We start from the raw sequence: 20,520 nt of genomic DNA, 5'->3' as shown, positions 1-20,520 counted from the left end.
GAGAAACAGGACCTGCTTCTCCTCCTCGCTCGCACACCCGACTCCTGCGTCCGGGTCGCGCAGCAGCCTTTCCGTGGCGAGCCCGTCCGCCCCCACGCGCGGGTCAGGGGCCGTCGTCGCAGGACGCAGAGCCGGCAGAATAGTCTCACCCAGGGCGACCAGCGCCCGGCTGAGACTCAGCTGCGTCTCCCGCTCACCGCGCCCGAGCTGCGTCGCCAGCACCGCGGCCAAGGCGGGCTCCTCACCTCGCGGCACGAGCACGACCGCCGCCCGCCACGCGCTCCGCGCCACCTCGTCGTCGGCGTCGGACAGGAGCTCCCGTGTGATCGTCGGCCACGCCCGCCGGTCCCCGATCTTGGACAGCGTATGCAGCGCCTGGCTCCGTGCCTGCGCACGCTCCGAGCGGACTTCGCGCACCAGCTCGGGAAGCGTCATGGACACCGGGTGGCGGGTGAGTGCCCAGGTCAGCATGTCGCGGACGAAGAACTCGGGCTCGATCGCGCATCGCTCGATGAGCTTGTCGACGAAGCGCGGGTCAGGCGTCGTGCCGACCGCCAGAGCCGTCCTCAGTCGCACGGACGAACGGCCGTCCTCCAGCCCCTGGAGCGCTCCTGCCGCATCCGTGTCCCATCTCGTCATGGTCATCGGGACCACCTCCTGGACAAGCAGTGAAGACCTTGTCACCGTGTCAAGGTCAAACGGGGCTCGCTGCAAGATGCCCCAGGACGTGACCGCCTCCCCCGCCCGGCAGCCGCACTACGCGCGCGCTCCGGACTGCGTCAAGGCGGTCGGGGCGCGCTCACTCAGCAGCCGCTTTCGGGCAGCGATCACCAGGTCCCGCTGGACGTCGACCTCCTCCATGGGGCCGGCTTCCCAACAGATCGCGCACGTCCGCGCGAGCACCGAGGGTGTCCAGATGGTCAGGGCCCAGGAGCCCCTCCCGGTCGGCCATCACCCGCTTGAACAGGGCGATGGCCTCGTCAGTGCGCCCCGCACCAGCAGCTTTCACCAGGAGCATCCCAATGCTGCCCTGGCAATAACCGCAGTGCTGCCATCTCCGCGCGGTGCCCGAAGTCGCCCGAAAATGAGCCGTGGTCAAGGTGATTGGGCTGAAGACTCGGGGCCATGGAAGAGCTCGCGCTCCGGCCGCAGCAGCTGCTGTTTCCGGCGGTCGCGGACGTCGCGGTTCTGTCGGTGGATGTGGCTATCGAGACAGTGCGTGTCGACGCACAAGGCACCGCGACCGGCGCCGCCTGCCCGGGATGTGGGTCACAGCACCGCAGGCTTGGCGCGGCCTACCTACAGTTCATCAGGCCTCGGGCCGGCCGTGCTCCCCTGCCATCTCGTCGAGGACCACATCGAGCGGAGCCGGGGCGATGTTCAAGACCTCCGCGGTGAACGACGCATCAACGATGTTGGGACGGTCGTACAGGTACAGCATCTCCGGGAACTCCGCCATGACCGAATCGGTCCGTCCGATCTCCTCCAACTCGGTCCTCGCCATGTGTGTCAACTCGGGGCCGGGCACGGCGGCTGCTAGGGCCAGGTGTGCGGCCAGCTCGCGGACCGGGGCCCGGGAGGTGGACGGCACGTGCCAGGCCCGGCCCCAGGACTTCTCATTCCGGGCGGCGGCGATCAGTGTCCGGGCCGCGTCGGCGGTGTATGTCCAGCTGTGCGGGGCGTCGAGGTCTCCCGGGTACCAGACTGGCGCACCGGCCAGCACCTGCGCCCCCACCATGAGTGTGAACGGCGAGTACGCGCCCGCACCGAGGTAGTCGCTGGCCCGGACCTCGGTCACCCGCACCCGGCCATCCTCGTGGGCGGCGAGTGCGTCATGCCACATCTGGGCCCGGACGCGGCCCTTGACGCTGGTCGGCGCCATGGGAAGGCCCTCGGTTACGGGCCCGTCGACGGGTCCGTAACCGTAGGTGTTCCCGAGCATGACGTAGTCCGATCCGCTGCGTTCCGCTGCGGCCAGCAACGAGGCGGCCAGCGGTGGGAATTCGGAGGGCCATCGGTCGTAGGCCGGCATGGCGCAGTTGAACAGGGCCACCGCTCCGCGGGTCAGCTCGATCAGCCGCGCGATATCGGTCGCGTCGGCGGCCACCCGCTCGATCCGATCGTGCGCTGGCCCGCTGCCCCGGCGGGTGACCAGCCGGACCTGCTCGCCGGCGTCCGCCAACAGCCGTGCAGCGGCCGATCCCGTGGCTCCGGCTCCAACGATGACGTACAAGGACACGTGTGCACTCCCTGGTCGAAAAATTGGGACTGGCCCGCCTCAACGCCCCTACCCTCCGCCACGGCTGATCCGTAAGGTAGTGGCCCGAATGCCAAACATCCGGAGGTTCGGGCCATGCGTCACGTTGCCGTCGTCGCAGTCCCTCCCGCCACCACCTTCGACCTGTCGATTCCGGAGCTCGTCCTCGGCGAGACGACCATCGACGGCCGCCCCGGCTATCAGGTGCGCATCTGTACCGCCCACCCCGGTCCCGTCGCCACCAGCAGCATGGAGGTCACCGTCCGCCACGGGCTGGAGGCCGTCGACGACGCCGACACCGTCATCGTGACCGGAACCGGTGCCCGCGACGACATCGAGCCGAGTGTTCTCGCGATGCTGCGCCACGCGTCAGCCGCGGGCAAACGCATCGCCTCGATCTGCACAGGAGCGTTCGTCCTCGCCCAGGCCGGGCTGCTCGACGGCCGCAGCGCCACCACCTACTGGGCCAAGTCCGAGGAGTTCTCCGCCCGCTTCCCCTCGGTCCAGCTGCGGCCCGATGTGCTTTACGTCGAGGACGGCAACGTCCTGACCTCCGCGGGGTTGGCCGCCGGCATCGACCTGTGCCTGCACCTGGTCCGTTCCGACTACGGCGCCGCGACGGCCAACGCCGTCGCCAGACTGTTGGTGGCGGCACCGGTGCGGCCCGGTGGGCAGGCACAGTTCATTGCGAGGCCTCTGCCACCCGAGACGGGCACCTCGCTGACCGCGACCCGGACATGGGCGCTCGATCGCCTGCATGAACCACTCACCCGTGCTGACCTCGCCGCTCACGCGACGACCAGCGTCCGCACGCTGACTCGCAGGTTCCACGACGAAACAGGCCTGAGCCCGCTGCAGTGGCTTCTCCACCAGCGTGTCATCCGGGCGCAAGAGCTCCTGGAGACAACCGACCTGCCGATGGACCAGGTTGCCCAGCTCAGTGGCCTCGCCACCACGGACTCCCTGCGCCAGCACCTGTCGAAAAGGACCGGGCTCACTCCCAGCGCGTACCGCGCCGCGTTCACCCAGAATCAATAGATCGAGGCACCATGACGGCTTGAGCTCGCCATCGTTTGCCGAGGCCCTGTAGTCCTGGCTCGCACGCCAGGGAGCAAGTAACCCGTCGGCAGGTTCCGCGGCAGGAGTGGTCGCCGGAAGACGTGGCGGCCTGCTGGACGCTGGTGGACGGCGAATGGAACCTGGCGGCAGACAAGTGCGGTCCGACCCGGCTTGGCTTGGCTTGGCTTGGCTTGGCTTTCCGCCTGATGCTCAAGCCTCACCACCTATTCGGTGCACCCACTCCATTTAAATGGTGCACCCACTCCATTTTGGGCTAGTGTGGTCCACACCTGGGAGGCAGACGACCACCCGGACGATCCCAAAGGGACGGACATGAGCGACATCGAGCGCGATGGACCGGGCGGACAGGGCACAGCAACTCCCCCTGCCGCACCGCGGATCGACGCACTCGCCTGCTTCCTCGGCACCTGGAAAGTCCTGGGAAGTTCCACGCGATCCCCTTCGCACCGCGCAAGCCGAACGAGACGACGGTGACCGGTTCCGGCGAGCTCGCCCCGCACTACCTGCGACCGAGCACCGAGCAGCCCACCGCGGACGACCCGAACCCGCTGCGCGCCACCTACGTCTCGGGATCCGACGCCGCCGCCGACGAGTTCGTCGCGGACTGCTTCGACAGCAACGGCGGCAGAGCCCGGCAGCGGTCCTCGGGCTGGCAGGGCGACGCCCTCGGGTTCGAGCGCGCCAGCACGCTGAACGGCGCCACCGTCCCCCTGCGTGACACCTTCACCCGGCTGGGATCCGGCGCCTATCACCACACAAGCGAGATCGACCTCGGCCGGGGCTCGGTCCCCGTGGACGAGAAGACGGCGACCACGTTCACCCCGTCGGCGGCCTGAACCATGGCAAACACCCAGGAAGGACAGCCCATGAGCACGCACGGCCCGGACATGGACGTCGGCATCGCCTCACTGACCGACGTCCAGCCCCGCACCGTCGACGGTCGCACCCGGACCGCCGAGGACCGCCACCACCAACTCGTCGCCCTCGGCATGACCGCCGACCGGCTGGGGCTGGACCACATCGGCATCGGCGAGCACCACAGCCCAGACTTCGCCGTTTCCTCACCGGCCGTGATGTTGGCCGCGATCGCCGCCCGAACCTCGCACATCAGGCTCACCAGCTCGGTCAGCACGCTCAGTACCCTCGACCCTGTGAGGCTGTACGAGGACTTCTCCACCCTCGACCTCATCAGCAAGGGGCGAGCGGAGATCACGGTCGGCCGCAGCGCGTACCCGGAGCCGTTCGAACTGTTCGGTGTCCCCTTGAGCCACTACGACCAGGTCTTCGCCGAAAAACTCGACCTCCTGCTGCGCGTACGCGACGAGCCGCGAGTGACCTGGCGCGGACACTTCCGGCCCCCGCTGAAGAACGCAGCCGTCGTTCCCCGAGCCATGCAGAATGCCCTGCCGGTATGGATCGGGGTCGGGGGCACTCCGGCGAGCGCCGAACGCGCGGGACGGCTCGGCCTGCCCATGATGCTCGGATACATAGGCGGTCCTGTGGAGCGTCTGGCCCAGCTCGCCGACCTCTATCGGGCGGCCGGGAAGGAGGCTGGACACAGCGATCGGCTTCGCCTCGGCCTCGGGGTGCACTTCTTCGGTGCCGATGACGCCGCCACCGCCCGCGACACCTATCCGCACTACCGGGACTTTCTGCGGCCCAAGCAGCCGGGAGGAGGGGGCTTCACCGTCTCGCCGGAACAGTTCCGAGCGGGCCTGGAACCGTCCGGACATCTCCTGATCGGCACACCCGAATTCATCACCGAAAAAGCGATCGCGCTTCACAAGGCGGTGCGTTTCGACCGCCTTCAGGCCCTGGTCGACTGGGGCGGTCTGCCCGAGGACGCGGTCACCGCGTCCGTGGAGCACCTGGCCGCGACGGTCGCTCCCGCACTACGCCAGCTCACTGTTGCCCCGGCCTAGCCGCTGTCGCGCCGGGCCTCGGCGGCGGGAGACCGCCGCCGAGACAACGGACCGGCCTGATCACGCTCGTCGCCCGCAGACGCAACAACCGTAAGCTGTCCAATCGTGCCACCCACCGACGACACCACCCCGCTCCGGCAGCGTCGCGCCGACGCCCAGGCCAACCGCGCCAAGATCCTCACCGCCGCAGCCGAGCTGTACACGACCCGCGGCCTGGACGTCTCGCTCAACGAGGTCGCGCGACGGGCCGGAGTGGGCATCGCAACGCTGCAACGCAACTTCACCGGCCGCGAGGAGCTCATCGCCGCGGTGTTCACTCCCCGAGTCCGCGCGTACGCCGACGCCGCCGACCGAGCCCTTGAAGAGCCGGAGCCGTGGGTGGCCTTCCGCAGTTACATCGAGCACGTCGCCCGTCTGCAATGCGAGGACCACGGTCTGGCCGCTGTTCTCAGCACGGCCTTCCCGGCCTCGGCCGAGCTCGAAGCCCATCGGCGCCGGGCCATGCGCGGTTTCACGCGGCTGGTCCGGCGGGCCAAAGAGGCCGGGGTTCTGCGCGCTGACTTCTCCCCGCATGATCTTCCGCTGTTCCTGCTCGCCAACGCAGGCGTCGTCATAGGCAGCGGAGCCAATGCCGAGAAGGCGTCCCGGCGCTTGATCGCATTCATCCTGCGCGCCTGCGCCGTGACGGACGACGAACCCTTGCCTGCGGGTCCTCCCGCCCGCAGTTTGCTGCGCACCCTCGATCCACCTTTGCCGCAGCCTCCCTCGCGCTGACGTCCCGGCCCCGCGGGACATCTCTGTGTCACCGTGTTCGGCAAGCAGGTCCAGCAGCGTCCGGAAGCCGGCCGCCGTGTCGTCGATGCGGAGCTTGGCCGTCAGCCGTCCGGTGTCGTCGACCAGGGCAACTTCGTGATGGTGTTAGGCCCCGTCGCTACCGCAGTAGATCACGGTCGGCATCCTCCCCCTCGTGGTGCTGTTTGTGCTGGTCACGGTACCTACGGGCCATGCGGAAACCTACTGACGTGGAAAGCGAGTGTCGGCGGGGCTGACGGTCCATGATCCCTGCGGGATGCCGACTGTACGAGGTACGCCAGGCTGTGGCGGCACCAGTCGGGCGGCTTGCTCGACGACAACCCCGCGCAGGCCGACCTGGGTGCCTTGCCAGACTGACCGGCGCGCGGGCCCGATAGAGCGAAACGGCGCCGGGCACGCCGGTTGCGGGGCCAGGCTGCTCCCAGCGACAAAAGCGGGGGGCGGATGGGAACGTGCAGGCGATTCTGGCGGGGGCCGTACTTCTGGTGTGTCTGAGCACGCCGTTGATGGGAGGGATGCAGCCGCCACGACTGAGGTCGAAGTGGCTGACACCGGAACCCTCGGCAGGGGCGCCGTTGGTGGTGGGGCTCGGCTCCTGGGGGATGTGGCTGCTGAAGTTTCCGGTGCTCCGCGTCGGTCTCACCGGCACCAGGAACACCTGCATATGCGTGGCGTTGCTCGTGCTGTGCGTACTGGTCGCCCAGCCGATGGTCCGGATGGTGGCACCCGCGCGGCTCAAGGGGAGCCGAATGCTGGTCGCGGCACGCACGGTGGGCCTCTGCTGCGTCGTGGCCGGCGTCATGGCACGGCTGGACGCGGAGGTCGACAAGCAGCCCATGGCCGGGATGACCGTGATCTACGCGACGACCGCCGCCGTACTGGGTCTGATGCGGATCGTGGACCACGGCTACTTCCCGCTGGTCCCGCTGTGGACGGCTCTGTGGAAGGCGCTCCTGGCCGTCGTGACCGGGTACTGGATCCACTACAGCGGCAACACTCTCGTCCCCGATCCGGACGACGCCACCGGGCGGGACGCTGCTGCTCGCCGTCCCGTGGTGGTCGCTGGTGGCACTCCTGGTGGACCGCGGCTGTCCCCGCGCGCCGTACCGCAAGAAACCTCAGCCCACTGCCCGACAGTCAACGGGCATGGCCGGGCCAACGTCCGCTGATCGGAGAGTGGCGGACCCATTCATCACCCACTTCACCCCGATAAGATCCAAATTGTGATCAGGTCAGCACGGCTCCGGCGCCGCCACCGTCCCTACGGCGGTCAGCGGCAGGCCGTGCTGCTGTCACCGGTACTCGTCACCGTCCTCATCTCCGGCGCAGCCTTCGCCACTCCGAGAGAGATCGCCTTCAGCCGCCTCCTGCCCGCGGCACCCGCCCTCGCAGCCGCGGTATGGCCGGTACTCCCGACGGTCTTGCTGGGGGCATTCTGCCTTCTGGTCATGATCGGCATCAGCTTCGTCCACTCCGATCTGGGAACGCCGTACACAGCCGCGGCGATCGTTGCGGTCACCCTCGCGGCCGCATATGCGAGCCATCTCCGACTCCAGCGCGAGGAGACGCTCTTCCAGGTCCGACTCGTCGCCGACGCAGCGCAAAAAGTGCTGCTGCGTCCACTGCCGCACCGTATCCAGGGCATCGAGATCGAGTCGCTGTATCAGGCAGCCCAGGAGCAGGCCCGGATCGGAGGTGACTTCTATGAGGCGGCCGACACACCGTACGGAGTCCGCCTGCTCATCGGCGACGTACGCGGCAAAGGCCTGTCAGCGGTGGGGGCGGCCGCGGCAGTGACCAATTGCTTCAGAGAGAACGCATACGACCAGCCCGACCTGAAGAGCCTGATCCATCGCTTGCAGATCACCATGACCCGCTACAGCGCCGCGATCCCCGCCGCCGATCAGCAAGAACACTTCGCCACCGCTCTCATCACCGAGATCCCATACGGCAGCGGGCATGTCCAGGTCCTCAACTGCGGGCATCCACCACCGGTGTTCGTACAGAACAACGAAGTCCGCGTTCTTGAACCCACCCACCCCTCCACACCGCTCAATCTCGCGGCGCTCCTCGGAGACCATTACCACGTGGACACCGTCGCCTTCGTCCCAGGCGATCAGATGCTGCTCTACACCGACGGCGTCACGGAAACCCGCGACCACAACGGCAAATTTTTCCCGCTGCCGGACTGGATGCGCCGGCACCGCGCGACCCCGCCCCGTGAGCTGCTGGACCAGCTTCACAGGGACTTGCTCCACTACAGCGGCGGAAGACTCGATGACGACATCGCGGCCCTTGCCGTGCGCTGCCGGCACGTCTCGGCTCAGGAGCACTAGAGATCCTTACGAGTGCGGGCTACGTGGGGTGTAACGACTGTCGTGGGCCGCGCTCGGCTGGAGCGTGCAGGTACCGTCCCGCAAGGCCACCGAGCGGGATGAGGAGAAGATCGCCGCCTGGAAGGACGAGCAGTGGTCCGTCACAAAGATGACGGCGGCGGACCTGGGCGCCTGGCTCTGCTTCGAGGACGAAGCCGGCCAGGGGCTGAGGCCGCCCAAGGGCCGAACCTGGGGCCGACGGGGCCACACACCCACCGTGTGGGTTACCGCCGCAGGCACCAACCGCGTCTCATTGGCGGCACTGATCTGCACCAAGCCCGGTCACACCGGCCCCGGCTGATCTACCGCATCCACCTCGACCGCGGCCCCGCGAAGGGCCGACGCAAGGGCTTCACCGAGACCGACTACGCCCGCTTGCTCGACGCCGCACACCAGCAACTCGGTGGTTCGGTCGTCCTGGTCCGGGACCACCTGAACCCGCACGTCAGCCGCACCATGCACCAGCTGGTCGACGCCCGACTATGGCTGACCGGCTACCAACTGCCGCCGTAGCCACGGAGCAGGCTCGACCAGCTCACCGCGCCTCACGAAGACCTCTCGTTCATATTCAGGTGTTTCCGCAACAGACGAACGGCCGGCTCATGATTGTATTGCTCTGCAATCGCCAAAGGAGTCTTTCCTCCATAAGAGGGCAGGGCGGGGTCGGCTCCATACGCGAGCACGATGGCTGTGACGGCAGCGTGGAGGCGATAGCCGGACTGCAGGTGAGAGTCACCTTCAAGTTCGACCGCGTGCGCAAGTAGCGTAATTCCAAAGCATGTTTCATTTGGATCCGCCCCGGCATCGAGGAGGGCAACAAGCTCTTCGTAGTCGTTGCTTTCGACTGCCTGATGCAGCGGTGACCAAGGCTCGATTTCAATCTGCACGGTATTCACTGGTTCAGCGGCCCTGGCCCGAGCTCCGGTGGCGGGAAGACCGCACGGGCCAGCGAGATTGCCGCACGGGCACGGGCCGGTCCACAGCTTCGGCGGGCGAGGAAAAGCCTCCCGGGACGGCCGACCGCACAGGGGCTGGAACATGCCGGGCCACCTGCTCCGCGGTGGTGCGGGTCGTGCGGGCGGCTCGGGCGACGACGGTGGCGTGCGGGAGCAGCGGGGCGCACACCGCGCAGACCTCTTCCACGCTCCAGACCTGGCCCACGGTGGCGTCGTGGCGCAGGATCAACACCACCGTGCCCGCGCAGCGCACCCTGCTGTCGTGGGCGGCGCACTCCGCCGCTCCGCAGTGGCACTGGGCGTTGGGGCGAACGGTGGCCGCCTTCGCATGGGCGCCGGCATGTTGGGCGGCGAAGGAGCGCAACCCTGCAAGGTCCTTGGACCGCTGCGGCCTCCGGCATGCCCTGGTGCTGCAGGTGAGGCTGGCGGAGCGGTCGCTGTGTCCGGTGAGACGGACCGTCCAAGCCCGCCCGGGCACCCGCTCGGAGGAAGAATCGGTGGAGACGGTCGTCACGGCACGGCCATCCGTTCTCGTCGGTCGATGATGTCGGTCCACTATGCGCTACCCGACCACCCGACAGGCAGCCGGTTTCCTCTCCCCTGCCGCCGGCACCTCTCGTAAAGCGCTGTCTCCCCCAGGGACTGCCAGGAGGCTCAGTCCCCCGAACGGGCTGGATGAAGCTGCGGGCCGCTGCAGCAGCAATCCAAGGCAGGTAGACCCTTCAGCGGTGGATCCTGCTGCGCGCCCACAGGGTCCCGATGATCCCGCCCACAACCACCATGTAGAGCGTCAGGGGCCCTTCGTTCAGGATGAGTCCGGGCATGGCGACAACGGCCACGATGATGAGCCATCCGCATCCGGCCACGACCAGGTCCGCTGAATCAGGGCGGCGCCGTCCGTCTTCCACCCATTCCCCCATCACTCAATTCCGCCCGCTTGGTACAACCGTTGCCGTTGCCGTTGCCATTGCGCAAGGTGGCGTTGTCTAGGTTGCTGCGGTACCTCCAGCCGCTCGTGGTGAGCCTGGAACATTCGAAGCGCAGGCCCTTTGTCGCACGGGCGCGAACGCTGCGCCGATCCTCCCCACCAGACAGCGGACAGCGGCACCTCCCAGCCGATATGGCAGCCGCCCTCGCCCTCGACAAGGGCGTCGGTCTTAATCCAGCTGCGAACCTCGCTGCAGTTGCGAAAGGCCGCCCTCTTCCGCGGCCCGCAGGATGTGCTCGCCACCCGCCGCCGGCTCCGGCCCCCTTGCCCGACCCCGCCACCGGACCCATCGGAGCCTCGCGTTGAGCGGCCCGCCCCGTGGAACACATCCAGCCATAGTCCGCCAAGGTGGCCGCAACCCTGAAGGCTGCCCTACAACTCCTGCCACTTGAATGATTGTTGGACTCCAGACCCTATGCAAGGCGGGTCGCGACGCTGACCATTCTTGTCATGAACCTGCAACTCGACGGGCGTGTTGCAGCGTCATGGAGGTGTGGGATGCACCGAAAACTCGCCACCGGCCTCGCCGCCTCGGCCATGGCTCTGGCCACCATTACGGCGACCGCCTCAGCCGCAAGCGCCGCCCCTGCCGACAAGCCCCAAGTCCTGTCCAGCTGGACCCAGACCAGCGCCTCGAGCTACAACGCCTGGGTGGCCGCACGCTCGAACCAAGCAACCTGGTCGGCGTATGCGTTCGACTGGTCCACCGACTACTGCTCCACATCACCGGACAACCCCTTCGGCTTCCCGTTCGCCACATCATGCGCCCGCCACGACTTCGGCTACCGCAACTACAAGGCCGCCGGCGCCTTCGATGCCAACAAGGCGCGTCTGGACAGCGCCTTCCACGAAGACCTCAAGCGGGTCTGCAACGCCTACAGCGGCGCCACCAAGACCTCCTGCAACAGCACAGCCTGGACCTACTACCAGGCGGTCAAAGCACTCGGCTGACCCCTCACCCACACACGGGCAGCACCATGCCGACGCACGGATCGGCCCTGGCACGCGTCTCATCGACACCTGATGTGAATCGAACCAACTGCGTTCAACCGAACGTCTAATGATGAGTCGTCAGTCCATATATGAGGGGGCGCGGCGGACCGGGAACCGCCCGTCCCCTCACGCAGTCAGCCTTTGTGCCGTCACCAGCGCGCCGTTGCAGACGGCGACGCCCGCTTGAACAGACCGCCCCCGTAGCCCGCTGGTCAGACGGCCGGATCCTGGGGCAACATCACCTCGTGGTCAACTACGTGCCGTCTCCCGACGAAGTGTCCGCCGCCCAGAGCCCCAACGGCGGCTGGTCGAAGAAGCAGCTGGCGGAATGGGGTGTGCCCTGGCCCCCGCCGACGGGCTGGCGCAAGCATCTGGAAGCACAGTGGCGGGGCGAGGACGTCCCTCCGTTGCGCCGGGAAGAGCCGGACCAGGACGCCCTGTTCTGACCCGGCTTGCAACCTCCGCCGTGCCAATGACCGGCCTCTTCGACGGGACGGCAGGCGCCACGGTCGGACTGCGCGAGAGGTTCTCTGCGCCGGCTCGGAACTGTGTGCCGTACGCCGTGTCGATTCCGCTCTCGTCGGTGCACCGGATTTCCTCGGCGCCGGCAAGGAGCCCTGCGGGCCCGACAACGTGGCTGCGATCGGGGACCCTCGGGGGTTGCCGTTGTACCGCCGTGTGAACGCCCGGGATCCTACGGCCCGATGTCAGACCGCCCCCACGTGAAGGGGAAGGTCCGGATCCGCCGTCCACTCCTCCAGCGACCCGTCGTACATGACCAGCGCGTCGACGCCGGCCAGTGTGAGGGCCAGGGCGCCCAAGGACGCGGAGATTCCTCCGCCGCAGTACAGGACGACCGGGCCCGCGTTCCGGTCCGGCAGGCGGTCCGCGTGGGCCCTGAGGCGAGGGCCGGCGAGGAGGCGGCCGTCGCCGTCCAGGAAGTCCTGGGCGGGCAGGCTCACGCTGCCGGGGATGCGGCCCCGCCTGCTGTAGCGGGTGGGCGTGGTGCCCTCGAAGTGCGCGGCACCCAGTGCGCACACCAGGATGCCGGATGCACGCCCTTCGCTGACGGCACGCGCACCGTCCTTGTCGATCCACAGCGACGGCCGCGTGACGTCGCCTGCCGCCGCGCGGGGAAACGGGTCGCCCGCCGACGGCCCCACGGTTCCCCTCGAAGTGAGGCCGAGGCCGAGGCCGAGGCCGCGGTCGAAGAGCAAGACGAAGACGAAGCCACCGGCAGGCCGGCTTCGGTCCAGGCGGACAGTCCCCCGTCCAGAACGCGGGCAGAGACGCCGGCGTCGCGCAGTACCCACCACAGGCGGGCCGCCCATTGCAGCGAGCCCTCGTCGTAGAGGACGACGGTGGTGCTCTCGTCGGCGCCCAGCGAGGCCAGCTCGCGACGGGCCGCGTCGCGGGACGGGTGGGCGAAATGGTAGGGCGCCGCGGGATCGGTGAACGTGGTCAGCAGGTCCACGTGCCGTGAGCCGGGAATGTGCGCCCCGGCCCACGTGTCGGCCTACTCCGCCCTTTACGCGGGCAAGGCCGACTTCGCCATGCCGATGCCCACCTGGGAAGGGCTGGAGGCGAAGCTCAGCGGCAAGCCGCTGAAGAACTTCGAACTCACCGACTACGGCTTCCCGGAGATCTACTCCACCCTGATCGCCTCCTCCGGCCAGTACCTCAAGGCGAACGGCACGACGGCGAAGAAGTTCCTCGACGCGGTCGAACGCGGCTACGCCTACGCCGTCAAGAATCCCTCCAAGGCCGCCGACCTGCTGATCAAGGCGAACAAGAGCGTGCTGACCAACACCGAGCTGGTGCACGACAGCGAGGAACTGCTCGCCGACTCCTACTACCGCGCCGCCGACGGCTCCCTCGGCACCCAGTCCGCCGACCGCTGGAAGGCGTTCGCCGACTTCGAGTACAAGTCCGGGCTGCTGAGCGACGCCAACGGCAAGAAGCTGACCGCCGCCCCGGACACCTCGTCGTGGTTCACCAACGACTACCTCCCGGAGACGTCGTGACCGGCACGCCCACCAGCACCGGCAGCGGCACGCCCCAGGCCACCGAGCCGACCGGCCCCCTCACGGACGAGCCCGCCACCGGCGGGCTCCCGGCCCGGCCGCCGGTCTCCGCACCCGACCCGGCAGCCGCCCGCTCAGCGGCAGCGACCAAGCCCTCGACGCGTCGCGGGCCGCGTCCCCTCTCCGTGGTCCTGCCTCCGCTCCTCGTCGTCACGGCGCTCCTGGCCGTCTGGCAGACCTACACCAGCGCCACCGCCGTGGACCCCACCGTCCTGCCCAGCCCCTGGCGGGTGTTCTCCCAGGGCTGGGAGAACTGGCAGGACCTCTGGGACGCGACGCTGCCCACCCTCCAGGAGACCGTCGCGGGCTTCGGGATGCCCTTCGCCGCCGCCTGGCTGGTGGCCGTCCTGCTGGACTTCTCCACCTGGGCACGCCGCGGCCTGTACCCGCTGCTGGTCGCCTCCCAGACCATCCCCATCGTGGCCGTCGCCCCGCTGCTCATCATCTGGTTCGGCTTCGGCCTGTTCCCCAAGATGCTGGTGGTCGCCCTCGCCACGTTCTTCCCGCTCACCGCCAACCTCACCGCCGGATTCGCCTCCGCCGACCCGGAGGCCATGCGGCTGCTGCGCTCCCTGGGCGCCGGCCGGATGCGCACGTTCGTCATGGTCCGCGTCCCGAGCGCGATGCCGTACTGCTTCGCCGGGCTGCGCGTCAGCATCACCTACGCCGTGGTCGGCGCGGTGTTCGCCGAGTACGCCGGCGCGGAGAACGGACTCGGCATCTACATGCAGGCGCAGAAGAGCGCCTTCCGCACCGACCTCGTCTTCGCGGCCGTAGCGGTGACCGCCGCGCTGAGCATCGCCCTGTTCGCCGCGACCTACCTCATCCAACGCCTCGCCCTGCCCTGCCCTGGGAGCGGACAACCCTGCGGAAGGAACACCCGTGAACACCTCCGACGGCACCGTCCCTCCCACCCCGGACCCACGGCTCCTGCTGCGCCAGGTCGACAAGAGCTACGACGGACTGGACGTCCTGCGCGGCCTCGACCTGTCCGTCACACCCGGCGAGTTCGCCGCCGTGATCGGCCCCAGCGGCAGCGGCAAGAGCACCCTGCTCAACCTCGTCTCCGGACTGGACCACCCCACCAGGACGCCCTGTCCTGGACCCCCTTCACCTCCACCCACCACGCGCGTGAAGCGGGCTCCGCCCTCGCCCGGCTCCACCTGGCCGCCGCCGGCCACGACGCGCCGGCCCGCCGGGTCCAGCCGCTGGTGTCGTCCTTCCGCGTCTTCTGTGCACCCGACCCCAAGGGCGCCCTCGCCGCCTACACCGCCGAGCGGCCGGCCCTGGCCGAAGTCCTGCGTGCCGACCCCCACCAGTCGTCGGACACCGCCCGCCGCACCCTGCAGGTATGGCCGAGCTGTTGTCTGGCATCTACGCGGTCGGCGAGCAGGGAGAGATCTGGATGAAGCAGTTCCTGAAGGGCGAGCTGCCACCAGGCGACGAGATCGCGAAGGCCGAGGGCTTCCTGACAGGGCCAGGGTCCATCGAGGACCTTGAGCTGTTCTTCTACGACTGAGCCGCGTCTTCGTCCCGTCAGTGACGCGTCCGGATGAGGATGGCCCGCAAGGTGGAGTGCGGCCCTGAAGGCGATGGCGACCTTGTCTGTTCGCCATGGCCAGGACGCGCCTGTTCGCCATGGCCAGGACGCGCCACTGTTTGAGCCGGTTGATGCATCGTTCGACCGCATTGCGCTGCTCGTATGCCTCGGCGTCGAAAGTGGGAGGGCGCCGCCGAGGCGACCTCGCCGCAGCCGGTGACGGACCTGGTCGGATGGCTGAGCGATGACTGTGCGGATCCCGCGCCGACGGAGATGGATCCGGATGGCGCGGGACGAATACGCGATCCGCCAGGACGGTATCCCGTCGGGTCCTCGGGCTTCCCGGCCCGCTTCGTGGAACACGATGCCGGCCAAGACGGCCACGAAAGCCGGTGCTCCGCCCGCTTGGCCTGCGGTGACCCGCAGGGTAGAGGGTCGCGCACGGCTGTCGCTGGCGAGGTGGACTTTGGTGCTCAGGCCGCCGCGTGATCGTCGGGTTCGGTCCGGCTGGCCGCCCCCTTTCTTCCTGGCTCCGGCGGTGTGCTGGTGGGCTCGGCAGTCGGTGGAGTGCACAAACACCGTCCAGTCGATGTCGTCAGCGTCGTCGGCCTCTGCCCAGACCGCGGTGAGGATCCGTTCCCAGGCGCCGTCCACGACCCATCTGATCAGGCGTTTGTGAGTGGTCTGGAGCGGGCCCAGCCCGTCTGGCAGATCCCTCCACGGCGAGCAGGTGCCGTACTTCCAGACGATGGCCTCCAGGGTTCGACGGTGATCGGCCCACCGCCGACCGCGGACTGGATCGGCCGGCATCAGCGGCTCGATCCGGTCCCACATCGCATCAGTTGTCACCAACCGGACGGACACATCCGATCAACTGACGAGCCGATCAAGGAGACACGCCTAGCGGCTCGATCACCGCTGGTGCGGTGTGACATTTGACGGTCAATGGTGTGCGGGTCGGGCCCAGGCGCAATGTGGTGGCGGACCGAGCGGCACTCGGGCAGGCTCACGTGCATGATCTCGGTAGTGCAGAACGTGGCGATCGACTGTGCGGATGCCTATGGGTTGGCTCGGTTCTGGAGCGAGGTGACCGGAAGCCCGTTGCATCCGCAGGACAGACCGGGCGACCGGGAGACCCAGGTGATGCTCCCGGAGGGCCCGCTGCTGTACTTCAACCAAGTGCCGGAACCGAAGACGATCAAGAACCGGATCCACTTGTGCCTGCGACCGACGACCTCGCGCGAGGAGGAGATCGAGCGGTTGCTCACCCTCGGAGCCACACTCGTCGCCGATCGCCGGGAATCCGACGGCGCGGGCTGGGCCGTCCTGGCGGACCCCGAAGGCAATGAGTTCTGTGTCCTTCGCAGTGAGTCCGACCGAGCAGCGATGTCTTCCTGACGCTCCGGGCAGAAGCCTGCGGACCCGGTCCGCCGGGACCGGAATGGTCGCCTTGATACCGCGTCTGCGCAGGTAGGCCGACGGCAGGAGTCGTACGCCTCGTGAGCGATGCTCGGGACGAGCTGCCGCTCCCGCCGCCCGTGACCGTTCTCGACTGGTTCGTGGACCGGGCCAGCCAAGGTCGCGGAGGTCACCCGGTTCATCACCGGCGACACCACCGAGTTCGACGATCCCGAGCCGGCGGGTGCCCACCTGGGCAGGCTGCTCGACCAACGCCCCCGCACCCTGCTCGTCCTCGACGACGCATGGGAACCAGAGCAAAACGCTCCCTTCCTGAGGGGGCCGCCGCTGCGGGAATGGCTGGCCGCCGCCGACGACGACCGGAGAGCAAAGCCTGTACCTCTTCAACCCCCTGACCAGAGACGCCCACTCCTCAGGCCGCTCCCGCCGCACCGCCTCAGTCCCGGCCCGGCACGACCTCCCGCGCCACAGGACTGGGGCTGGTGTCGGCCGGTGGTGGGCCGGGCGGCGCCCACCGAGCGGCGCCCACCGGGCGGTGTCAGACCCGCGTGCAAGGATCCGCAGCATGGATCTTGCCACCGTGTTCGCGGACATCGACCGGGTCGACTGGTCGGTACCGCACCATGCCTACGGGCCTGCCGAAGACGTCCCGGACCTGCTGCGCGCGCTGGCCTCCGGGGATCCGGAGGCCGCTGCCGAGGCCGAGCACGAGCTGTGGAGCAGCCTGGTGCACCAGGGCACGGTGTACCGGGCCACGGTGCGGGCGGTGCCTTTCCTGGCCCGCCTCATGGCGGCGGGCGTGCGTCGGCCGACCCTGCTGGAGATGATCGGGGCCATCGCCGAGAGCACGGACGAGTACGACCTGGAGGGCCAGGGCCCGGGTGCGGCGCGCGCGGCCGTCGCCGCCCAGGTGTCCCTGTTGCTGCCCATGCTGTGCGACGACGATCCCGGGGTGCGGCAGCGCGCGGCCCGGGCCGTCGCGCAGTGCGGTCCGGCGGCCGGCGCCGAAGCCCGGGCGGCACTGCGCTCGCGCGGAGTGGCGGAGGCCGATCCGCTGGTGCGGGCCGATGTGCTCACCGCATGGCTCAAGGTTGACCCGGGCGCGTCCGACGTGGTGTGCGCGGCCGCGTTCGCGGCGGCGGAACCGACGGCGGTGCGCGTCGCGGCTCTGCTCGCCCTGGTGGACACCAGCCGTGCGTGGAACGGCGAGGCCGTGGCCGCCGCGGCGGCGCTGCTGCCGCTGAAGCTGCACGCCGCCGGGAGCGTGTGGGAGCGGGAGCCCTTGAAAGCCCTGGCCCTGGGCCTGTACGAGCGCGGCGACATCGACGCGGCGGTCGACGTGGTCGTCGCGGCCCTGCACCGCGTGGCCGGCGACCGCGCCGACGGGCAAGGGGCGGCCGGCGCCGCCGAGGCGGTCTGGGCCGCCGGGTCGCTCGCGCTGCGCTCCAGGACAGCGCCGGCGCGGCTGCTGCCGGCGATGCTGCCGCTCCTGGACGACCCGGAGGCGGCCCACGACGTCGTCTCGGCGGTGCGGGACTGGGCCGAGCCCGCCCCTGAGGCGGTCCCGGCCCTGATCCGGCTGGCCGAGGGTGACGGTGAACCGGCCGACCGGGCGTTGGCGGCCCTGGTGTCCCAGGGCGCACCCGAAGCGGCCGATCTCCTCGCGCGACGGCTGCCGCAGCGGCCGCAGGCCCTCGACGAGGCGTTCTCCCGCACCCAGCGGCGGCCGCCGTCGCCGCTGCCATGCGCGCCGGCACTCCTGGACGCGGTCCGGGCCCGCCTGGCCGTCCTCACCGCCGAGGCCGGGACGCCCCGCGAGCGCCGTCCGCTCATGGCGGGTGGGCTCGCGGCCGTCAACGAACCGGTGCATCTCATGGGACTGTTGGCCGGCTGGGGGCCCTCCGCGCGGGCCGCGCTGCCCGAACTGACGGACGCACTGTCCCCTCACAGCCACACGGCCTGCCGGGCTCTTGCCGCCGTCGCCGACTGCACGCGCGATGCGCAGGTGGTCGCCACGCTGCGAGCCCGTGCCGGTACCGGATCCCTGAGCGAGCGTCAGACAGCCGGGGCCGCGCTGCACGCGCTGACGGGTGAGGCAGACCTGCTGGTCGGCGTCCTACGGGAGGCCCTCGCCACGCCGGGCGGCGATCACGGCGTGTACGTGCGGGCTGCTGCCGCGCTCGGCGAAGAGGCCCGGCCGCTCGTCCCCGGCCTCCTGAAGCTGCTCGCGGAACCGGCGCCGACCCGCTCCCATGTCCCCGCCGTCCGCATGGCGTTGGACGCCGCCGCCCTGGTCTGGGAACTGACCCGCGACGGGCGCCAGGTCCTGCCCCTGGTCGTGGAGGGGCTGTCCTGGGCCGCCAGGCCTTGGGGTCGGCAGGCGGCGGAGCGCGCCGCAGAGGTGGCCGGCCTTCTCGGGCTCGCCGCCCAGGCGGCCGTGCCGCACCTCCTGCCGCTCATCGACCGCCCGGACACCGTCGCGGCCGCGGCCCGCGCGCTCGTGGCCATCCACCCCGGCGACACCCGGCCCGCCGGAATCCGGCTCACCGACCTCGCCGACCGCGTCCTCGACGCAGTCACGCCGGGGGCGTTCGCGCACACCGCCCTGGCCGCGCTGGACGCACTGGACGCCCTCGGCCCCAGCGCATTCACCCCCGCCCTGCGCGAACGCCTACGGCTACTGGCCGATGGGGACCCGCGCATCGTGGGCTCGGGCAGCCAGACAGACATCATCCGCGACGACAGGGAGGTCCGCGCAGCGGCACGGCGTCTGTCGGCCCGCCTGGCCCGCTGAACGGCCACGCCCCGCCCGGCGGAACGCGGCCCGTTCCCTGGCAGCATCCGCACCACTCCCTGCGCCGGGGTGGCGGTTGGGGAGCGTGCGGATGCGTCCGCGCACCCGTGCCGCCGCTATCCGCGCTGCTGGTAGCGCCGCCACTCGCGTCCGCCGTCGCGAGAGATCCATAGCCCTTCGCCCTTGACCAGGTCGTACGTCGCCGTCGTCGCGTCCGCGATGCCGTAGAGCGTCGTGCCGTCGACGGTGAACGACGTGAAGGTCGCCGGCGTCTTCAGCTCGTGGAAGGCGTTGTTGGCGCGGTCGTCGGCGAGCCGTCCAAGACGTTCGTCGTGATCGACCGGCCTTTCTGGAAGGACGTCGACCCCGAGACCGGGCAGCACGCGTTCAGCACGACGCTCACGGACCGGCTGACCCGGGGCACGTACCTGCTGGACGACGGCCCCGACAATCCGGCCCTGATCTGTCTGTCGTACACCTGGAACGACGACGCGCTGAAGTGGCTGCCGCTCGACGTCGACGAGCGGGTGCGGCTCATGCTGCACTCCCTGAAGCAGATCTACCCGAACGTCGACATCGCCTCGCACATCATCGGCGACCCCGTCACCATCTCCTGGGAGGACGACCCGGACTTCATGGGCGCCTTCAGCGACAACCTGCCGGGCCACTATCGGTACCAGGAGCGCCTCTGCACCCACTTCATGCAGGACCGCTTCGCCCCGGCCCACCGTGGCATCTTCCTCGCGGGCGACGACGTGTCGTGGACCGGCGGCTGGGCCGAGGGCGCGGTCACGACCGGGCTGAACGCCGTGTGGGGTGTCATGACCCAGCTGGGCGGCAAGACCAGCGCGGCCGATCCGGGCCCGGGCGACCGTTTCGAGGAGCTGAGGCCGATCAGGCTGCCGCGTAGGTCCGGGATGCGTGCTATCGCGGGGTCGGTGGCGGTGGGTGAGGCGATGCCGTCCGCCTTGGTCAGGACGATCCTCTTGGTCCCGTCCGGGTGGACCACGGCGATCTGGTCGGCGGGGCGGGTTGCGCGGCAAAGACGACGTCGGAGCGCCTGTTCAGGAACGTGAAGTCGTCGATCCCCACGGCACCGCCGGTCACGACGCGGAACGGCGGCCCGGCGGTGCCGTCGGGGGCCGCCGGGTCCGGCAGCAGCGTGCGGACAGGACGTCGTAGTACACAGCACCGTCGTGGCCCCGTGTGCTGCCGGTGAGCGCGTCACCCGCGTGCCCGGTGACGAGCACCATGCGCCGCCCTGGTGAGGGCCGCCGTCCTCACTTGGGTGACGGCCTG

17 protein-coding genes and 6 pseudogenes are annotated in these 20,520 nt (G+C 69.6%); 15 read left to right on the top strand and 8 right to left on the bottom strand.

What is annotated here, in order from left to right; all coding sequences use genetic code 11:
* Positions 1-645 (bottom strand): HEAT repeat domain-containing protein (locus ACZ6D7_RS18305; RefSeq protein ID WP_469491441.1); only part of this gene is annotated, 645 nt, incomplete at its 3' end.
* A gap of 664 nt (positions 646-1,309) precedes the next feature.
* Positions 1,310-2,239 (bottom strand): NAD-dependent epimerase/dehydratase family protein, encoded by a 930-nt coding sequence (locus tag ACZ6D7_RS18300; RefSeq protein ID WP_469491439.1) that lies wholly within the window; start codon positions 2,237-2,239, stop codon positions 1,310-1,312.
* A 114-nt stretch (positions 2,240-2,353) separates the two neighbouring features.
* Here ACZ6D7_RS18300 and ACZ6D7_RS18295 point away from each other — a divergent pair, with 114 nt between their 5' ends.
* The 7 genes and pseudogenes from ACZ6D7_RS18295 to ACZ6D7_RS18265 form a co-directional block, all read left to right on the top strand.
* The gene (locus ACZ6D7_RS18295) at positions 2,354-3,295 is read left to right on the top strand and encodes a GlxA family transcriptional regulator (protein WP_469491437.1); all 942 of its coding nucleotides are present in this window, start codon (positions 2,354-2,356) and stop codon (positions 3,293-3,295) included.
* 512 nt (positions 3,296-3,807) lie between these two features.
* On the top strand, positions 3,808-4,173 hold the full coding sequence (locus ACZ6D7_RS18290) for a hypothetical protein (protein WP_469491435.1): 366 nt from the start codon (positions 3,808-3,810) through the stop codon (positions 4,171-4,173).
* A gap of 30 nt (positions 4,174-4,203) precedes the next feature.
* On the top strand, positions 4,204-5,259 hold the full coding sequence (locus tag ACZ6D7_RS18285) for an LLM class flavin-dependent oxidoreductase (RefSeq protein WP_469491433.1): 1,056 nt from the start codon (positions 4,204-4,206) through the stop codon (positions 5,257-5,259).
* A 105-nt stretch (positions 5,260-5,364) separates the two neighbouring features.
* Complete coding sequence (locus tag ACZ6D7_RS18280) at positions 5,365-6,033, top strand: TetR/AcrR family transcriptional regulator (protein ID WP_469491431.1); 669 nt, start codon at positions 5,365-5,367, stop codon at positions 6,031-6,033.
* Between the two features lie 554 nt (positions 6,034-6,587).
* Complete coding sequence (locus ACZ6D7_RS18275) at positions 6,588-7,241, top strand: hypothetical protein (protein WP_469491428.1); 654 nt, start codon at positions 6,588-6,590, stop codon at positions 7,239-7,241.
* 114 nt (positions 7,242-7,355) lie between these two features.
* Positions 7,356-8,408 carry a PP2C family protein-serine/threonine phosphatase gene (locus ACZ6D7_RS18270; RefSeq protein ID WP_469491426.1) on the top strand — a complete coding sequence of 351 codons (1,053 nt, stop codon included), beginning with the start codon at positions 7,356-7,358 and terminating at the stop codon, positions 8,406-8,408.
* A 52-nt stretch (positions 8,409-8,460) separates the two neighbouring features.
* Positions 8,461-8,957: pseudogene (locus ACZ6D7_RS18265) on the top strand (winged helix-turn-helix domain-containing protein); the annotation flags it as partial.
* Between the two features lie 35 nt (positions 8,958-8,992).
* Here the strand turns inward: ACZ6D7_RS18265 and ACZ6D7_RS18260 are convergent.
* Entirely contained in the window at positions 8,993-9,343 is a 351-nt protein-coding gene (locus tag ACZ6D7_RS18260) for an ankyrin repeat domain-containing protein (protein ID WP_469491424.1), read from the bottom strand.
* Between the two features lie 4 nt (positions 9,344-9,347).
* Complete coding sequence (locus tag ACZ6D7_RS18255) at positions 9,348-9,767, bottom strand: hypothetical protein (RefSeq protein ID WP_469491423.1); 420 nt, start codon at positions 9,765-9,767, stop codon at positions 9,348-9,350.
* A gap of 1,122 nt (positions 9,768-10,889) precedes the next feature.
* Here ACZ6D7_RS18255 and ACZ6D7_RS18250 point away from each other — a divergent pair.
* Together ACZ6D7_RS18250 and ACZ6D7_RS18245 are read left to right on the top strand one after the other, a co-directional pair.
* The gene (locus ACZ6D7_RS18250; RefSeq protein WP_469491565.1) at positions 10,890-11,342 is read left to right on the top strand and encodes a phospholipase; all 453 of its coding nucleotides are present in this window, start codon (positions 10,890-10,892) and stop codon (positions 11,340-11,342) included.
* A gap of 287 nt (positions 11,343-11,629) precedes the next feature.
* Positions 11,630-11,830: a hypothetical protein gene (locus ACZ6D7_RS18245; RefSeq protein ID WP_469491421.1), complete on the top strand. Its 201-nt coding sequence runs from the start codon at positions 11,630-11,632 to the stop codon at positions 11,828-11,830.
* Between the two features lie 261 nt (positions 11,831-12,091).
* On the opposite strand, the gene ACZ6D7_RS18240 is transcribed toward ACZ6D7_RS18245, so the two are convergent.
* Complete coding sequence (locus ACZ6D7_RS18240; RefSeq protein WP_469491420.1) at positions 12,092-12,601, bottom strand: sulfurtransferase; 510 nt, start codon at positions 12,599-12,601, stop codon at positions 12,092-12,094.
* Positions 12,602-12,690: 89 nt separating this feature from the next.
* Positions 12,691-12,858 (bottom strand): annotated as a pseudogene (locus ACZ6D7_RS18235) (sulfurtransferase); the annotation flags it as partial.
* A 34-nt stretch (positions 12,859-12,892) separates the two neighbouring features.
* On the opposite strand from ACZ6D7_RS18235, the gene ACZ6D7_RS18230 reads away from it, so the two are divergent.
* The 3 genes and pseudogenes from ACZ6D7_RS18230 to ACZ6D7_RS18220 all read left to right on the top strand — a co-directional run.
* Positions 12,893-13,408 (top strand): ABC transporter substrate-binding protein, encoded by a 516-nt coding sequence (locus ACZ6D7_RS18230; RefSeq protein WP_469491418.1) that lies wholly within the window; start codon positions 12,893-12,895, stop codon positions 13,406-13,408.
* Between the two features lie 374 nt (positions 13,409-13,782).
* Positions 13,783-14,241: pseudogene (locus ACZ6D7_RS18225) on the top strand (ABC transporter permease); the annotation flags it as partial.
* Positions 14,242-14,350: 109 nt separating this feature from the next.
* A pseudogene (locus ACZ6D7_RS18220) lies at positions 14,351-14,500 on the top strand (amino acid ABC transporter ATP-binding protein); the annotation flags it as partial.
* A 790-nt stretch (positions 14,501-15,290) separates the two neighbouring features.
* Here the strand turns inward: ACZ6D7_RS18220 and ACZ6D7_RS18215 are convergent.
* Positions 15,291-15,842, bottom strand: a pseudogene (locus ACZ6D7_RS18215) (IS5 family transposase); the annotation flags it as partial.
* Between the two features lie 180 nt (positions 15,843-16,022).
* On the opposite strand from ACZ6D7_RS18215, the gene ACZ6D7_RS18210 reads away from it, so the two are divergent.
* Both ACZ6D7_RS18210 and ACZ6D7_RS18205 read left to right on the top strand, forming a co-directional pair.
* Positions 16,023-16,406 carry a VOC family protein gene (locus ACZ6D7_RS18210; protein WP_469491416.1) on the top strand — a complete coding sequence of 128 codons (384 nt, stop codon included), beginning with the start codon at positions 16,023-16,025 and terminating at the stop codon, positions 16,404-16,406.
* A 586-nt stretch (positions 16,407-16,992) separates the two neighbouring features.
* A complete protein-coding gene (locus ACZ6D7_RS18205; protein ID WP_469491414.1) occupies positions 16,993-19,221 on the top strand; it encodes a hypothetical protein in 2,229 nt (742 codons plus the stop codon).
* Between the two features lie 116 nt (positions 19,222-19,337).
* Here the strand turns inward: ACZ6D7_RS18205 and ACZ6D7_RS18200 are convergent, their stop codons facing one another.
* A complete protein-coding gene (locus ACZ6D7_RS18200) occupies positions 19,338-19,604 on the bottom strand; it encodes a hypothetical protein (protein ID WP_469491574.1) in 267 nt (88 codons plus the stop codon).
* On the opposite strand from ACZ6D7_RS18200, the pseudogene ACZ6D7_RS18195 reads away from it, so the two are divergent.
* Positions 19,533-20,126, top strand: a pseudogene (locus tag ACZ6D7_RS18195) (flavin monoamine oxidase family protein); the annotation flags it as partial. The gene ACZ6D7_RS18200 and the pseudogene ACZ6D7_RS18195 overlap by 72 nt on opposite strands.
* Between the last annotated feature and the right edge of the window lie 394 nt (positions 20,127-20,520).

The sequence above is a fragment of the Streptomyces sp. NPDC041784 genome (assembly GCF_055591025.1).
Note: the sequence above shows the minus strand (reverse complement) of the source record. Positions and strands in the feature narration are given on the sequence as shown.

Coding starts and splice junctions, on each gene's coding strand:
- ACZ6D7_RS18295 (WP_469491437.1), top strand. CDS start 2,354: ATGCGTCACGTTGCCGTCGTCGCAGTCCCTCCCGCCACCACCTTCGAC.
- ACZ6D7_RS18285 (WP_469491433.1), top strand. CDS start 4,204: ATGAGCACGCACGGCCCGGACATGGACGTCGGCATCGCCTCACTGACC.
- ACZ6D7_RS18275 (WP_469491428.1), top strand. CDS start 6,588: ATGCAGCCGCCACGACTGAGGTCGAAGTGGCTGACACCGGAACCCTCG.
- ACZ6D7_RS18250 (WP_469491565.1), top strand. CDS start 10,890: ATGCACCGAAAACTCGCCACCGGCCTCGCCGCCTCGGCCATGGCTCTG.
- ACZ6D7_RS18210 (WP_469491416.1), top strand. CDS start 16,023: ATGATCTCGGTAGTGCAGAACGTGGCGATCGACTGTGCGGATGCCTAT.
- ACZ6D7_RS18205 (WP_469491414.1), top strand. CDS start 16,993: ATGGATCTTGCCACCGTGTTCGCGGACATCGACCGGGTCGACTGGTCG.